Source organism: Type-A symbiont of Plautia stali (genome assembly GCF_059731155.1).
The window spans coordinates 3,001,436-3,016,148 of the sequence record NZ_AP035891.1 but is presented as its reverse complement, the minus strand read 5'-3'; the positions used below and the strand labels follow the sequence as shown (position 1 = coordinate 3,016,148).

The window sequence follows — 14,713 nt, the reverse complement described above, 5'->3', positions numbered from 1 at the left end:
GTCGTCAGGCACATTCATGCACGCTTGTAGCAAGGTTGCACAGTACCGTAGGGTGCGCATTCATGCGCACCGGCGTGAAGATGAAAATGTTTGCTTAGATAAACGTCATTGCGCAATAAATTGCGCCGCTACTAACCGTGCGGTTATCCGCTGCATGTAATACCAGCATGATCAACGCGATAAACCACCCCGCTCCATCACGACGCCTGTAAATAATGCACTGCCGACTGGTTCAGCGTATCCAGCTTCTCTTCCAGCAGGTGTAGCCCTTCGCGGATGACCTCATGATCTTCAGCGCTTTGGCAGGCGCGCTCGATCTGTCCGCACAGATTATCGATCTCGCCGGCGTAAATGATCTGCGCCGACCCGCCCAGCCGATGCAGCCAGCGCCGGCCAGTTCACTCTCCCGCCGGGAGAGATACCGTCTTGCCGGATGACCGGCAAGACATAAGGGTTAGGGTGAGGGAAAAACCACTCTACTATCAAAAAATTAAATCGCCTGCGCCCACGCCGAGCTCCACGCCCACAGGAAATTGTAGCCGCCCAGCCAGCCCGTCACGTCCACCACTTCGCCAATGAAATAGAGCCCCGGCACATCGCGCGCTTCCATGGTCTTTGACGACAGCTGCGTAGTATCCACGCCGCCTAGCGTCACTTCGGCGGGTGCGATAGCCTTCGATGCCGTTTGGGCTGCACGCGCCACTGGTGCAGCGTAGTGACCAGCTCGCTCTGCTGCTTGCTGTTGAGCTGCTTCAGCGTCACGTCTGGAATCTGCTGCAGCTCCTGCAACACTTCCACCAGCCGCTTCGGCAGGCTGTTTTTCTGGCTGAGGTTGGGATGCGCCGCGCGCTGCACGTCGATAAAATCGTCCAGCGCGGTCTCCGGCGACAGGTTGACGGTGACAAACTCGCCCGGCTGCCAGTAGCTGGAGATCTGCAGCACCGCCGGACCGGACAGGCCGTGGTGGGTAAACAGCATCGCCTCTTTAAACAGCGTGCTGTCCTGAGCGGTGATGGTGGTCGGCAGCGCCACGCCGGAAAGTGTGTTCGGCTGCTCCAGCAGCGGCTTGTGCAGCGTAAACGGCACCAGCGCGGCGCGCGTCGGATGCACGCGCAGGCCAAACTGTTCCGCTACCTTATAACCGAACGGTGTTGCCCCCAGTCCCGGCATCGACAGACCACCGCTGGCGATCACCAGTTTTTCCGCGCGAACCGCCGAGCCATTCAGCTGCAGCGTATAGCCGTCGTCGTCGCGCGCCACGCTCAGCACTTCGCTGCGCAGCCGCAGCGTCACCTGGCCGGCTTAACACTCCTTCAGCAGCAGATCAACAATCTGCTGCGCCGAATCATCGCAGAACAGCTGGCTAAGAGTTTTCTCGTGATATGCGATGCCGTGACGATTAACCAGATCGATAAAATCCCACTGGGTGTAGCGCGCCAGCGCCGATTTGCAGAAGTGCGGATTATGCGACAGATACGCCGCCGGTTCGGTGTACAGATTAGTGAAGTTGCAGCGGCCGCCGCCGGACATCAGGATTTTGCGCCCCGCTTTCTTGCCGTTATCCAGCAGCAGCACGCGACGGCCCAATTGCCCGGCCTGCGCCGCGCAGAACATGCCGGCCGCGCCTGCACCAATGATGATAACGTCAAACTTTTCCACTGCCTTAACCCACCTGATTGAAAGGCGCTGATTGGATTGTAGAGATCTGCGGCTTTTCGCGCCAGCGACAAAAAATTGCCGTAAATGTGTCATATTGTAACTTGCTCATTTTGCGGTCTTTTTGCCTTTAATTACCTGCCGGATGACAAATTTAAGACAAAAAATAGCTATATTTTTCTTTCCCATAACGCACGTTGTCGCAGATAATGCGCCGCGTTCATGTCCTCCAAAATGGCGTAACGTTTATGCTACATCTGTTTGCTGGTCTTGACCTAAGCACCGGCCTGTTATTGGTTCTTGCTCTGCTGTTTGTGTTGTTTTACGAAGCAATCAACGGCTTTCACGACACTGCCAACGCTGTCGCTACAGTCATTTACACCCGTGCGATGCGGGCGCAACTGGCGGTTGTGATGGCCGGTGTGTTCAACTTCTTAGGTGTGCTGCTCGGCGGTTTGAGCGTGGCCTATGCCATCGTGCATATGCTGCCAACCGATTTGCTGTTGAACGTCGGTTCGGCGCATGGGCTCACCATGGTGTTCTCCATGCTGCTGGCGGCGATTATCTGGAACCTCGGTACCTGGTATCTCGGCTTACCGGCGTCCAGTTCGCACACGCTGATCGGCGCCATCATCGGTATTGGTCTCACAAATGCGCTGATGACCGGCACGTCGGTGGTGGATGCGCTGAACCTGCCGAAAGTCATCAATATTTTCCTCTCCCTGATTCTGTCACCGATTGTCGGTCTGATCATTGCGGGTGGCCTGATTTTCCTGCTGCGTCGCTACTGGAGCAGCACCAAGAAACGGGCTCGCATCCACATGACGCCCGCTGACCGCGAGAAGATCGACGGCAAGAAAAAGCCGCCGTTCTGGACGCGTATCGCGCTGATTGTCTCCGCCATTGGCGTGAGCTACTCGCACGGTGCCAACGACGGTCAGAAAGGCATCGGCCTGATCATGCTGGTGCTGATCGGCGTCGCGCCGGCGGGATTTGTGGTGAATATGAATGCCTCCGGTTATGACATCACCCGTACGCGCGACGCGGTGAACCATCTGGAACAGTATTACCAGCAGCACGGCCAGTCGCTGACGCACATTGTGCATATGGCACCACCGGCGGTGCCGACGCCGGAAGAGTCGCTCGGCGGCCCGCAGGAGTTCCATTGTGATAGCTCCCGTGCGCTCGATGCGATAAACCGGGCGCAGGGTCTGCTGGGTAATCTGCAGAGCTACAGCGATCTCACGCCTGACCAGCGCGGTCAGATGCGTCGTCTGCTGCTGTGCATCTCCGACACTGCGGACAAAGCCGCTAAGCTGCCGGAGACCAGCGCCGACGATAAGCGCTTCCTCAATAAGCTGAAAGGCGATCTGCTCGGCACCATCGAGTATGCGCCGGTATGGATTATCGTGGCGGTCGCACTGGCGCTCGGCATCGGTACCATGATTGGCTGGCGCCGCGTGGCGACTACCATCGGCGAGAAGATCGGTAAAAAAGGCATGACTTATGCGCAGGGCATGTCAGCCCAGGTAACGGCTGCGGTGTCGATTGGTATCGCCAGCTACATCGGGATGCCGGTTTCGACCACGCACATTCTGTCATCGTCGGTTACCGGTACCATGCTGGTAGATGGCGGTGGGCTGCAGAGCCGCACCATCAAAAATATCGCGATGGCATGGGTATTTACCCTGCCGGTGTGTATTTTGCTGTCTGGCTCGCTGTACTGGATTGCGCTGAAGCTGATTTAACGCTTCAGCGTTGCACGGTTCTGTCGTGGTGCGTTGCGAATACAACACAGCGCGCCGCTACAGAACCCGCTCCCCCTCTCAGTGCCAAATCGCTAAGGCGATCAGGCTCACCACCACCAGAAAACACAGCCCGCTGGTCAGAACAAACTGACCGCGCACCCGCTCGCAGCGACGAATAAATTCATCGTCGTGGTGATCGCGATAGCGTTTCTCCCAGATATAGCGCACCAGCCGCACCTGCTTGCTCGGCTGACCGTGGGACGTAAAGAAACCGGCACCATCAACATACTGATACAGCAACGGATCGCACCCGCGCAGCACCGCCAGCAGTGAGCGCAACGATGAGAAGTAACGCGCCATATTCACCAGACAAACCACACACAGAGCCCAAAAAAGCGCGATAGTGCTGATCATGTTCCCCTCCCGGCTGGAGCCGCAATGACGTTACCTGCAGCGAGGAAAAGCTGCAGACGCCCCACGGGGAATAAGCCAGCCACAGATGAATCGAATTGCATTGTTGTTATGCGGACCTGAGTGCACTACCCGGACGGGAGTGGCCCTCATTGTCAGTGTAGGAGATCTGTTTAAATTTTTTCCAGCGATGATTTTCGTTCAGCGCGAGCGAAAAAAGCGATAACCCATGATCTGACTCACAACCGGGCTTCGGTTTGCAGCATTTGCTACCCACTCTGGCTATACTCGGGATATAACAATTATTCGCCTGCGTGGCTGACATCGTGGTTGGTGGCGCTTCATCGCCGTTACGCGCAAAGGATTACGCCAGCCGAACGGCAGGAATTCGGGTTGCCCCAGAATCTTGAGAAAGGAGTTTTATCATGGCTTATAAACACATCCTGATTGCAGTAGACCTTTCCCCGGAAAGCCAGTTACTGGTTGATAAAGCAGTATTACTGGCCCATCCTTACGATGCAAAAATCTCGCTGATTCACGTTGATGTGAACTATTCAGATCTCTACACAGGGCTGATTGACGTCAACCTCGGCGATATGCAGAAGCGTATTTCGGAAGAGACGCACACCGCGCTGCGCGAGCTCTCCACCAATGCCGGTTATCCGATTAGCGAAACCCTGAGCGGCAGCGGCGATCTCGGCCAAGTGCTGGTGGACGCGATTAAAAAATACGATGTCGATTTGGTGGTGTGTGGGCATCATCAGGATTTCTGGAGCAAGCTGATGTCGTCAGCGCGCCAGCTGATCAATACCGTGCATATCGATATGCTGATTGTGCCGCTGCGCGATGAGGAAGAGGAATAACCGCGAGGCGTGGGGTCGCCGGGACCGGATTCGGTCGCCATGAATGGCGACCCTTATATCCCGATCATTCTCCTCCGGGTATGATGATCCCCGACTGATCATCGGGAAGTTGCTGGTGAGATGGGGGCGACCCCTGGGCATAAAGCCTGCTTTGTGGATTCATCCCCGGCAACTTAACTCCCGCCTTCAAGACCGGACGGTATCCTGTGCCCCGAGCACGCATCCATAAGGATGGTCATGGCGGTTTCCCTGTGCTGTTAAGGAGAATCTATACAAACCCGTATGCCTGTCGGCATTGATATTGCCTCCGGAAAGTTTGATGTGGCCGTCTGGAAAGGCGACACGTCTTACAAAACCAAAGTCTTTCCCAACACCCCTAAGGGCTTTATCGCCCTGAAAAAATGGCTGGAGCCGTTCGGCTGCTGCCATATCTGCATGGAGGCTACCGGCGCGTACAGTGAGCCGCTGGCCACCTTCCTGCACGACGAAGGCTATGATGTCAGCGTGGAAAATCCTGCGCGCATCAGGCGCTTCGGGCAGGCCGAGCTGAGCCGGAATAAGACGGATAAAGACGATGCGCGCATGATAGCGCGCTACTGTAAACTGCACGGCCCATCGCTGTGGCAGCCGGCGCCGCTGAATGAACGCAGGCTGAAAGCGCTGGTGAAGCGCCTGACGAATCTTCAGGAAATGCGGCAGATGGAAGAGAACCGGCTGGAGGTATCGGATGCGGTGGTGCAGCCCTCAATCCGCGTGGTCATTGCGGCGCTGGATGCGCAGATAGACGAAACGAAGCGGGCAATAAACGACCATATTGACAATGACCCGGGCCTTAAAAAGAACAGGGAACTGCTGGAGTCCATCCCGGGCGTGCTGGGCAGCACGATGCTGGCGTATATGGGGGACATGTCGAGGTTCAGCAGCAGCAAGGCTCTTGTGGCGTGGGTGGGGCTGAATCCGATGCGGCAGGAGTCCGGTGAGTGGAAGGGCAAAAGCAGGATATCGAAGATGGGCAACAGCGCGATGCGCAAGGCCCTGTACATGCCAGCGATAGTGGCGATGAAGTGGAATCCGGCGGTAAGTTTGCTGAAGAAGCTGCTGCAGCTGGCTTATGGTGTGCTGAAGTCGGGTCGTCCGTTCGATGCCGAAATATGTCTTGCCAGGTAACCGGCAAGACGGTATCTACAAAATATGGCCCGATGCGCATTCATGCGCATCGGATACAATCCCACAACCGTTGCCGTTTGTCATAGGGTGCGCATTGATGCGCATCGGGTGAATCAGGCGATGTTCAGGTATTTGTGCGTCTGCATCGAAAGCCGCCAGTTGCGGACAATGCAGGTTTCAATACACAGTCTGGTCGCCGCCTCGCCACGGCTGATGGGCTGCAGCGCCACAATGCGCTTTTTCTCATCCTGCAGGCCAGCCAGCAGCGCATCCAGCGCTTCCACATCCCGCTCGCGCGCCACCGGATGTTTGATCTCATCGGCACGCTGCAGCGCCTGCGGCAGCACATCGTAGCCACCCCGCATGTTCACCTTCGGCGACACCGTCACCCAGGTGGCAGCGGAACAGTGCACTTCATGCGTGCCGCTGGTTTCAATCTGACACTGAAAACCGGCCGTTTCCAGCGCTTCCGTCAGTGGACGTAAGTCAAAAATTGCCGGTTCACCGCCAGTGATCACTAAATGGCGGGCGGTCCAGCCCTGACGCTGAATGGTCTCAATCAGCGTGGCCGCATCGGCGCTGCCCCATGCATCGCTCTCCACGGTTTTGACCAGAATGTCTCCCAGCGACGTCTCCAGATCCGCCCGCGTTTCCCAGGTATGTTTGGTATCACACCAGCTACAGCCCACCGGACATCCTTGTAAGCGGATAAAGATGGCCGGCACGCCGGTGTAAAAACCTTCGCCCTGCAGCGTCTGGAACATTTCGTTAATCGGGTAGAACATTTTTTTACTCACGTCAGAAATTCGAGGCGCAGATTATGGCAGATTTTGTGCGTCGCTTCACAGCTGCTTCGTGCCATAAAAAGCAAAAGCCCCGCACGAGGCGGGGCCTGATGTCAGGCGATGTGGCCGTTTAGCCACATCCGCAGGCGATTACGCCTAGCCTTTAACTTCTTTCAGACCGTTGAACGGCGCTTTGTCACCCAGCGCTTCTTCGATACGAATCAGCTGGTTGTACTTAGCAACGCGGTCAGAACGGCTCATAGAACCGGTTTTGATCTGGCCAGCCGCAGTACCGACCGCCAGGTCAGCGATGGTAGCGTCTTCAGTTTCACCAGAACGGTGAGAGATGACCGCGGTGTAGCCAGCGTCTTTCGCCATCTTGATCGCAGCCAGGGTTTCGGTCAGAGAACCGATCTGGTTGAATTTGATCAGGATAGAGTTAGCGATGCCTTTCTCGATCCCTTCTTTCAGGATTTTGGTGTTGGTCACGAACAGGTCGTCGCCCACCAGCTGAATTTTGTCGCCCAGCACTTTAGTCTGGTAAGCGAAGCCGTTCCAGTCAGACTCATCCAGACCGTCTTCGATAGAAATGATTGAGTACTGTTTGGTCAGGTCTTCCAGGAAGTGGGTGAACTCTTCAGAAGTGAAGGCTTTGTTGCCTTCGCCAGCCAGTACATATTTGCCGTCTTTGTAGAATTCAGATGCTGCACAGTCCATCGCCAAGGTGATGTCTTTGCCCAGCTCGTAGCCTGCTGCTTTAACGGCTTCTGCGATAACGGCCAGCGCTTCGGCGTTTGAACCCAGGTTTGGCGCGTAGCCACCTTCGTCACCCACCGCCGTGTTCATGCCTTTGGCTTTCAGGACTTTAGCCAGGTGATGGAACACTTCAGAACCCATACGGATGGCTTCTTTCACGGTTTTCGCGCCAACCGGCTGAATCATGAACTCCTGGATATCAACGTTGTTATCCGCGTGCTCACCACCGTTGATGATGTTCATCATTGGCAGTGGCATAGAGTATTTGCCCGGGGTGCCGTTCAGTTCTGCAATGTGTGCGTACAGTGGCAGGCCTTTAGACGCTGCAGCCGCTTTAGCCGCTGCCAGGGAAACCGCCAGAATGGCGTTTGCACCGAAGTTGGATTTGTTGTCAGTACCGTCCAGCTCGATCATGATCTTATCGATGTTCGCCTGGTCTTTGGCATCTTTGCCTTTTACCGCGTCAGCGATTGGGCCGTTAACCGCAGCAACCGCTTTGGTTACGCCTTTGCCTAGGAAACGAGACTTATCACCGTCACGCAGCTCCAGTGCTTCGCGTGAACCGGTTGATGCACCTGATGGCGCAGCAGCCAGACCAACGAAACCGCCTTCCAGATGCACTTCTGCTTCTACAGTCGGGTTGCCACGGGAGTCGATGATTTCGCGACCGATGACTTTAACGATTTTGGACATTCGATTTTCCTCAGTACAAGTTAGTCAATCCTAAGACAAACAACGCGCGAAAAGTTCGCGCGCTGTTCGTTAAACTCTTACTTCGCTAAACGCTTCTGGTGCTCCTGCGCGGCTTTCACAAAGCCAGCGAACAGCGGATGACCATCACGCGGGGTCGACGTGAATTCCGGGTGGAACTGGCAGGCTACAAACCATGGATGATTCGGGATCTCGATGATCTCCACCAGTTGATCGTCGCCGGAACGGCCTGCGATGTGCAGACCCGCCGCTTCAATCTGCTTCAGCAGCAGATTGTTTACTTCGTAACGGTGGCGATGACGCTCAGTAATGACGTCAGAGCCGTACAGCTGGCGCACTTTGCTTTCCGGCGTCAGCTGGCACTGCTGGCTTCCCAGACGCATGGTGCCGCCCAGATCGCTCTGCTCGGTGCGCTGTTCAACGTTACCGTTTTCATCGCGCCATTCGGTGATTAACGCAACCACCGGGTACTTACAGTCTGGCACAAATTCAGTGGAGTTGACGCCTTCCATGCCGGCCACGTTGCGCGCAAATTCCATCAGCGCAATCTGCATTCCAAGGCAAATGCCGAGGTACGGAATGTTGTTTTCACGTGCGTATTGCGCGGTCAGCAATTTCCCTTCCACACCCCGGTAACCGAAGCCACCAGGAATCAGGATAGCATCAAGATCTTTCAGAATTTCGACGCCGCGCGTTTCCACATCCTGCGAATCGATCAGCTTGATGTTAACGGTGACACGATTTTTCAGGCCGCCGTGCTTCAGCGCTTCAATCACGGATTTGTAGGCATCCGGCAGTTCGACATATTTGCCGACCATGCCGATGGTGACTTCGCCGCCCGGATTAGCTTCTTCATAAATCACCTGCTCCCACTCGGCCAGATTGGCTTCCGGCGCGCTCAGGTTGAAACGCTTGCAGATGTAATCATCCAGACCCTGCGATTTCAGCAGGCCCGGGATCTTGTAGATCGAATCAACGTCTTTCAGCGAGATAACCGCTTTTTCCAGCACGTTACAGAACAGGGCTATCTTCGCGCGTTCGTTGGCCGGCACCGCGCGGTCTGAACGGCAAATCAGCACGTCGGGCTGAATACCAATCGACAGCAGCTCTTTAACCGAGTGCTGAGTTGGCTTGGTTTTCACTTCACTCGCCGCCGCCATGTAAGGCACCAGCGTCAGGTGCATATACATGGTGTGTTCACGGCCAACATCGACCGCCATCTGGCGAATAGCTTCTAGGAACGGCAGGGATTCGATATCACCCACGGTTCCGCCGATTTCCACCAGCACGACGTCATGACCTTCGCCACCTTCAATGATGCGCTCCTTGATGGCGTTGGTGATGTGTGGGATGACCTGAATGGTCGCACCCAGATAGTCGCCGCGACGCTCTTTGCGCAGCACTTCTGAGTAGATACGGCCGGTAGTAAAGTTGTTGCGGCGCGACATTTTGGTACGGATGAAGCGCTCGTAGTGACCTAAATCCAGATCGGTCTCGGCCCCGTCATCGGTGACGAACACTTCACCGTGCTGCGTAGGGCTCATGGTACCCGGATCGACGTTGATATACGGATCGAGTTTCATGATGGTCACATTCAGACCACGTGCTTCAAGGATGGCTGCGAGGGAGGCTGCGGCAATGCCTTTGCCCAGAGAGGAAACGACCCCGCCGGTCACAAAAATATAATTCGTTGTCATGCTGAACCTGAGAGTTTAGGTTTAAAGACGGTGGAATAACCAAGACGGGAAAACAGTATACCCGAAGTCGTCCGCAGCCACAATTGATGAATCACACCATCCTCCTCGCATTACAGCCTGTAACATAGCGGAGAGTGCCGGGTGAAATGTTGACGTACGTCACAAAGCTGCCGACTGGCTGAATCGAGTAAGCTCAGGCTGTGATTTTATGCGCAGCGCTGGAATAATCACCTGCGCTGCGCAGAAAGGTTGAACAAGGTTATTCGCCCGCTTTGACCTGCTGCTAGGCGGCTTCCATCTGCGCCAGCGTAGCCTGTTCCATACTCAGCCCCTGGGCCTGAATAATATTCTCTACCTGGCGGAAGCGGCGCTCGAACTTGTCGTTGGCCTTTTGTAGCGCGGTTTCCGCTTTGCTGCCGAGATGGCGTGACAGATTGACGGTAGCGAACAGCAGATCGCCAATCTCCTCTTCCAGCTTGTCGCTGTCCATCACGGCCTGCTGCGCTTCATGCATCACTTCGTCGATCTCTTCGTGCACTTTATCCAGCACCGGCCCGAGGCTATCCCAGTCGAAGCCTACACTGTGACAGCGCTTCTGAATTTTATAGGCGCGCATCAGCGCCGGTAGCGCTTTAGGGATATCGTCCAGCACCGAGTGCTGCGACTTCTCCGCACGCTCGCGCTGCTTGATCGCCTCCCAGCTTTTCAGCACTTCGGCCGTGGAATCGACCTGGACTTCACCGAAGATGTGCGGATGGCGACGCTCCAGTTTGTCACTGATGGCGTTGCAGATGTCATCGAAGTTGAAACGCTGCTGTTCCTCGGCCATGCGGGCGTAGAACACCACCTGAAACAGCAGATCGCCCAGTTCGCCGCGCAGATCGTCAAAGTCTTCACGCTGGATGGCGTCGATAACTTCATAAGTATCTTCCAGCGTGTACGGCGCGATAGAGGCAAAGGTCTGCTGGCGATCCTCGGGGCAGCCGCGCACCGGATCGCGCAGGGTTTGCATGATGGTGAGCAAGCGGTTTAAAGCAGTCATGAAAGTCCCCGGAACAACAAGATAAAAAAGCCATGAATGGCGTGATACCGATTCGTTAAGGTAGCAACAAGTCGCACAATACTGGTAGCGGCGCGATTTATCGCGCAATAAATTGCGCCGCTACCAAAACGCAACCGCTGTGGAACAGGTTCGAAACTTAACTGAACGGCATCGCACCATGAATGGCGACCCTGCAGGGTAATTACGCGGTTTTGCCAAGGTGCGCATTGCTGCGCACCGGTCTCAGCAGGGCTTAATGTAAGCGGCGCGCATCGATAATATCCGGCACCTGATTAAGGCGCGCCAGCACGCGACCCAGCACCCGCTGGTTATAAATCTCGATATCCATATCGATGGTAGCGAGCTGCTTTTTGGTGTCGCTGCGGCTGGACACGCCCAGCACGTTGACCTTTTCATTGGCCAGGATGGTGGTGATGTCGCGCAGCAGCCCGCTGCGATCGTTGGCCGTCACGCGTACCACCAGCGAATAACCGCTGGAGTAACTTTCGCCCCACACCGCATCGACAATACGTTCCGGCGCATGCGAAATCAGTTCGCTGAGCTGATCGCAGTCGGCGCGGTGAATCGAAATGCCGCGCCCCTGGGTAATAAACCCGACAATATCATCGCCCGGAATCGGCTGGCAGCAGCGCGCAATGTGGTGCAGCAGATTGCCGACGCCCTCCACTACCACGCGGCCACTCTCTTTGCGCGCCGACGACGGCTGATGCGATTTCTGCGTCAGCTGACGTAGCGCCTCGCGATCTTCCTCTTCGGCGCTCGGCTTGTTGAGCTTCGCCTGTAGGAAGTTAACCATCTGGTTAAGACGGATGTCCCCGCCGCCAATCATCGCCAGCAGCTCATCCTGCGAGCTGACGTTATAACGCTGCAGCAGAAGCTTCTCGGCTTCGCGCATGCTGATATCCAGCTGGCCCAGCTCGTTATCCAGAATCTGCCGGCCGGCCGCGATATTTTTGTCGCGATCCTGTTTACGGAACCAGGCATGAATCTTCGAGCGTCCGCGGCTGGTGGTGATATAGCCTAGGTTGGGGTTCAGCCAGTCGCGGCTCGGGTTCGACTGCTTCTGGGTGATCACCTCAATCTGATCACCCAGAAGCAGCTGATAGGTAAAGGGCACGATACGGCCGCCGATTTTGGCGCCGATGCAGCGATGACCAATATCACTGTGAATGTGATAGGCAAAGTCGAGCGGCGTGGAACCGGCCGGCAAATCGACCACGTCGCCCTTCGGCGTAAACACGTAAACGCGGTCATCAAATACCTGGCTGCGCACCTCTTCCAGCATCTCGCCGGAATCCGCCATCTCTTCCTGCCAGGTAATCAGTTTACGCAGCCAGGCGATGCGCTCTTCGTGCCCTGCGGCATCGCGTGCGTTGCTGGCCGTCGGTCCTTCTTTGTACTTCCAGTGTGCCGCGACGCCCAGTTCAGCGTCCTCGTGCATCTGGCGGGTACGAATCTGAATCTCGACCGTTTTGCCCTGCGGTCCCAGCACCACGGTATGAATCGACTGATAGCCGTTTGGCTTAGGATTGGCGACGTAATCGTCGAACTCGCTTGGCAGATGACGATACAGCGTGTGGACAGTGCCGAGCGCGCCGTAGCAGTCTTGCAGGCGTTCAGCGACGATGCGCACCGCGCGCACGTCGAACAGCTCATCAAACGCCAGCGACTTCTTCTGCATTTTGCGCCAGATGCTGTAGATATGCTTGGGACGGCCGTAAACTTCCGCACGCACGCCCTCTTTTTGCATCTCTTTACGCAGGTTATCGACGAAGTTATCAATATATTGTTCACGATCGATGCGGCGTTCGTGCAGCAGTTTGGCGATGCGCTTATATTCGTCAGGATGCAGGTAGCGGAAGCAGTAATCTTCCAGCTCCCATTTGAGCTGGCCGATACCGAGACGGTTGGCCAGAGGCGCATAAATGTTGGTGCTCTCTTTCGCCGCCAGCACGCGCTCATCTTCCGGCGCATCTTTCATCTCGCGCAGATGGGCAATACGTTCTGCCAGCTTGATGACCACGCAGCGGAAATCTTCCACCATCGCCAGCAGCATGCGGCGCACGTTATCCACCTGCTCTGAGGCCATCGAGTCGTTGTGAATGGCTTTCAGCTGGCGGATGGCATCCATATCGCGCACGCCGTGCACCAGCGAGACGATGCTTTTGCCAAAGGCCTTCTCCAGATCCTCTTCGCTCACCACGCTCGCATTGGCCAGCGGGAACAACAGCGCGGCGCGTAGACTGTCGATATCCATACTGAGCATGGTGAGAATTTCCACCATCTCAATACCGCGCCACAGCAGCAGAGCCTGATCTGGATGGTCGTGCGTTTCGGCTTCACAGTAGCGCCATGTTTCCGCCAGTCGTTCGCAGGATTGCGGATTACTGATACTCAAGCTGGCGATCCACTGGTCAAGGGCAAATTCCCCGGCCGTATTTAAATGCGCACTTCTAACCGCAACCATATCCTCTCCTGCCACAGCGACTTAAACATCGCTTATGTTTTGCTAAACAGCACCATGGATTCGAGATGGCTGGTATGAGGCAACATATCCAGCATAGCGACCCTTTCCAGATGGTAGCCCGCCGACAGTAATGTCTGACTGTCGCGGGCAAGTGTTGTCGGGTTACAGGAAACATAGACCACGCGTTGCGGAGCAAGTTTAACGATATGCGACATCACGCCCGCGGCCCCGGCACGCGCCGGATCCAGTAACACCTTATTAAATCCCTGCGCCGCCCATGGCTGGCGCGAGACATCTTGCTCTAAATTGTGCTGGAAGAAGCAGACATTTCTGAGATTGTTAAGCTGAGCATTATACTCTGCCTGGCGCACTAATACTGCAACGCCCTCCACACCCACCGCATTTTGTACGAACTTTCCTGGCGGCAATGTGAAGTTGCCCATGCCGCAGAACAGATCGAGCACCCGATCGTCCGGCTGCAGATCCAGCCAGGCAATCGCCTGTGCCACCATCTGCTGATTCACGCCATCGTTGACCTGAATGAAATCCTGCGGGCTAAAGGTTAGCTGCAAATCAAACGAGCGATAGTAAGGCTGCTCAGCGCCGAGCGCCTGCAGCGCGTCACTGCCGTCCGCCAGCCAGATCATCAGCCGGTGCTCGTGCGAAAAACGTTCCAGTTTTGTCCGGTCCGCAGCCGAGAGCGCATCAAGATGGCGCAGCACCATTAGCGGACCGTTGTCCGCCAGCACCAGTTCCACATGCCCCAGCCGTTTCACTGCGTGCAGGCTGCTGAGAAAGTGGTGCAGCGACTGCAGCAGCGCCTCAAGCTCGGGCACCAAAACAGGGCATTGCGTCAAATCAATCAGATCGTTACTGGCCGCCTGACGGAAGCCCATGTGCAGGCGCTGCTGCTTCGGCAGCCACTGCAAACCGAGACGCGCGCGCCGGCGATATCCCCAGGGCGCAGCGCTGATGATCTCATCCACCTGCACCGGCAGCGCCGCTTCCTGACTCAGCATGCGGCCCAGCGCCCGCGCTTTGCTCTCCTGCTGCAACGCCACGGACACGTGCTGCTGCTGGCAGCCGCCGCACACGCCGAAATGGATGCAGCGCGGTTGCTGGCGCTGCGGGCTCGGTTGTGTAATCTTTTTGGCTTTGCCGCGCGCAAACTGACGCTTATCTTCGGTCAGGATCACCTCGGCCTGTTCGCCGGGTAGCGCGCCGCTGACAAACAGCGTTTTACCGTTATGGCGCGCCACGCCCTGACCAAAGGGATCGAGCTCGTCAATGGTGACGCTGAGACGTTGCTTCGTCGTCACACGCTGTTTTGCGGAGTAAAATTGCGCCATAGTATTGTGAATTCTCAGTTTTCATTAGGTGTGCAGCCGT

General features: G+C 56.2%; 12 protein-coding genes and 1 pseudogene. 3 read left to right on the top strand and 10 right to left on the bottom strand.

The window, feature by feature from the left end:
* Window positions 1-197: 197 nt before the first annotated feature.
* The 3 genes and pseudogenes from AC6I8M_RS15870 to AC6I8M_RS15860 form a co-directional block, all read right to left on the bottom strand.
* Window positions 198-383 carry an Hpt domain-containing protein gene (locus AC6I8M_RS15870; RefSeq protein WP_153005963.1) on the bottom strand — a complete coding sequence of 62 codons (186 nt, stop codon included), beginning with the start codon at window positions 381-383 and terminating at the stop codon, window positions 198-200.
* 107 nt (window positions 384-490) lie between these two features.
* Complete coding sequence (locus AC6I8M_RS15865; protein WP_498013500.1) at window positions 491-703, bottom strand: NAD(P)/FAD-dependent oxidoreductase; 213 nt, start codon at window positions 701-703, stop codon at window positions 491-493.
* Window positions 652-1,752: pseudogene (locus tag AC6I8M_RS15860) on the bottom strand (BaiN/RdsA family NAD(P)/FAD-dependent oxidoreductase). The gene AC6I8M_RS15865 and the pseudogene AC6I8M_RS15860 overlap by 52 nt, the downstream one beginning before the upstream one ends.
* 152 nt (window positions 1,753-1,904) lie before the next feature.
* Between AC6I8M_RS15860 and pitA the strand changes: the two are divergent.
* On the top strand, window positions 1,905-3,404 hold the full coding sequence (gene pitA, locus AC6I8M_RS15855; protein ID WP_010618666.1) for an inorganic phosphate transporter PitA: 1,500 nt from the start codon (window positions 1,905-1,907) through the stop codon (window positions 3,402-3,404).
* Window positions 3,405-3,482: 78 nt separating this feature from the next.
* On the opposite strand, the gene uspB is transcribed toward pitA, so the two are convergent.
* Entirely contained in the window at window positions 3,483-3,818 is a 336-nt protein-coding gene (gene uspB / locus AC6I8M_RS15850) for a universal stress protein UspB (RefSeq protein WP_010618665.1), read from the bottom strand.
* A gap of 422 nt (window positions 3,819-4,240) precedes the next feature.
* Here uspB and uspA point away from each other — a divergent pair, with 422 nt between their 5' ends.
* Window positions 4,241-4,678 carry a universal stress protein UspA gene (gene uspA / locus AC6I8M_RS15845; protein ID WP_010618664.1) on the top strand — a complete coding sequence of 146 codons (438 nt, stop codon included), beginning with the start codon at window positions 4,241-4,243 and terminating at the stop codon, window positions 4,676-4,678.
* Between the two features lie 282 nt (window positions 4,679-4,960).
* Complete coding sequence (locus AC6I8M_RS15840) at window positions 4,961-5,845, top strand: IS110 family RNA-guided transposase (protein WP_498013404.1); 885 nt, start codon at window positions 4,961-4,963, stop codon at window positions 5,843-5,845.
* 113 nt (window positions 5,846-5,958) lie between these two features.
* Here the strand turns inward: AC6I8M_RS15840 and queE are convergent, their stop codons facing one another.
* From queE to rlmD, 6 genes are all read right to left on the bottom strand, one after another.
* Complete coding sequence (gene queE, locus AC6I8M_RS15835) at window positions 5,959-6,630, bottom strand: 7-carboxy-7-deazaguanine synthase QueE (protein WP_010615609.1); 672 nt, start codon at window positions 6,628-6,630, stop codon at window positions 5,959-5,961.
* A gap of 156 nt (window positions 6,631-6,786) precedes the next feature.
* Window positions 6,787-8,079 (bottom strand): phosphopyruvate hydratase, encoded by a 1,293-nt coding sequence (gene eno / locus AC6I8M_RS15830; protein ID WP_010615610.1) that lies wholly within the window; start codon window positions 8,077-8,079, stop codon window positions 6,787-6,789.
* A gap of 77 nt (window positions 8,080-8,156) precedes the next feature.
* Window positions 8,157-9,794: a glutamine hydrolyzing CTP synthase gene (gene pyrG / locus AC6I8M_RS15825; protein ID WP_058948848.1), complete on the bottom strand. Its 1,638-nt coding sequence runs from the start codon at window positions 9,792-9,794 to the stop codon at window positions 8,157-8,159.
* Window positions 9,795-10,077: 283 nt separating this feature from the next.
* Window positions 10,078-10,836 carry a nucleoside triphosphate pyrophosphohydrolase gene (mazG, locus tag AC6I8M_RS15820; protein WP_010615612.1) on the bottom strand — a complete coding sequence of 253 codons (759 nt, stop codon included), beginning with the start codon at window positions 10,834-10,836 and terminating at the stop codon, window positions 10,078-10,080.
* Window positions 10,837-11,089: 253 nt separating this feature from the next.
* Window positions 11,090-13,324 (bottom strand): GTP diphosphokinase, encoded by a 2,235-nt coding sequence (relA, locus tag AC6I8M_RS15815; RefSeq protein WP_022549205.1) that lies wholly within the window; start codon window positions 13,322-13,324, stop codon window positions 11,090-11,092.
* 32 nt (window positions 13,325-13,356) lie between these two features.
* Entirely contained in the window at window positions 13,357-14,673 is a 1,317-nt protein-coding gene (rlmD, locus tag AC6I8M_RS15810; protein WP_498013499.1) for a 23S rRNA (uracil(1939)-C(5))-methyltransferase RlmD, read from the bottom strand.
* Between the last annotated feature and the right edge of the window lie 40 nt (window positions 14,674-14,713).

Bases quoted from the DNA above. Each gene is read 5' to 3' on its own strand.
- pitA (WP_010618666.1), top strand. From the start codon at position 1,905: ATGCTACATCTGTTTGCTGGTCTTGACCTAAGCACCGGCCTGTTATTG.
- uspB (WP_010618665.1), bottom strand. From the start codon at position 3,818: ATGATCAGCACTATCGCGCTTTTTTGGGCTCTGTGTGTGGTTTGTCTG.
- uspA (WP_010618664.1), top strand. From the start codon at position 4,241: ATGGCTTATAAACACATCCTGATTGCAGTAGACCTTTCCCCGGAAAGC.
- AC6I8M_RS15840 (WP_498013404.1), top strand. From the start codon at position 4,961: ATGCCTGTCGGCATTGATATTGCCTCCGGAAAGTTTGATGTGGCCGTC.
- queE (WP_010615609.1), bottom strand. From the start codon at position 6,630: ATGTTCTACCCGATTAACGAAATGTTCCAGACGCTGCAGGGCGAAGGT.
- eno (WP_010615610.1), bottom strand. From the start codon at position 8,079: ATGTCCAAAATCGTTAAAGTCATCGGTCGCGAAATCATCGACTCCCGT.
- pyrG (WP_058948848.1), bottom strand. From the start codon at position 9,794: ATGACAACGAATTATATTTTTGTGACCGGCGGGGTCGTTTCCTCTCTG.
- mazG (WP_010615612.1), bottom strand. From the start codon at position 10,836: ATGACTGCTTTAAACCGCTTGCTCACCATCATGCAAACCCTGCGCGAT.
- relA (WP_022549205.1), bottom strand. From the start codon at position 13,324: ATGGTTGCGGTTAGAAGTGCGCATTTAAATACGGCCGGGGAATTTGCC.
- rlmD (WP_498013499.1), bottom strand. From the start codon at position 14,673: ATGGCGCAATTTTACTCCGCAAAACAGCGTGTGACGACGAAGCAACGT.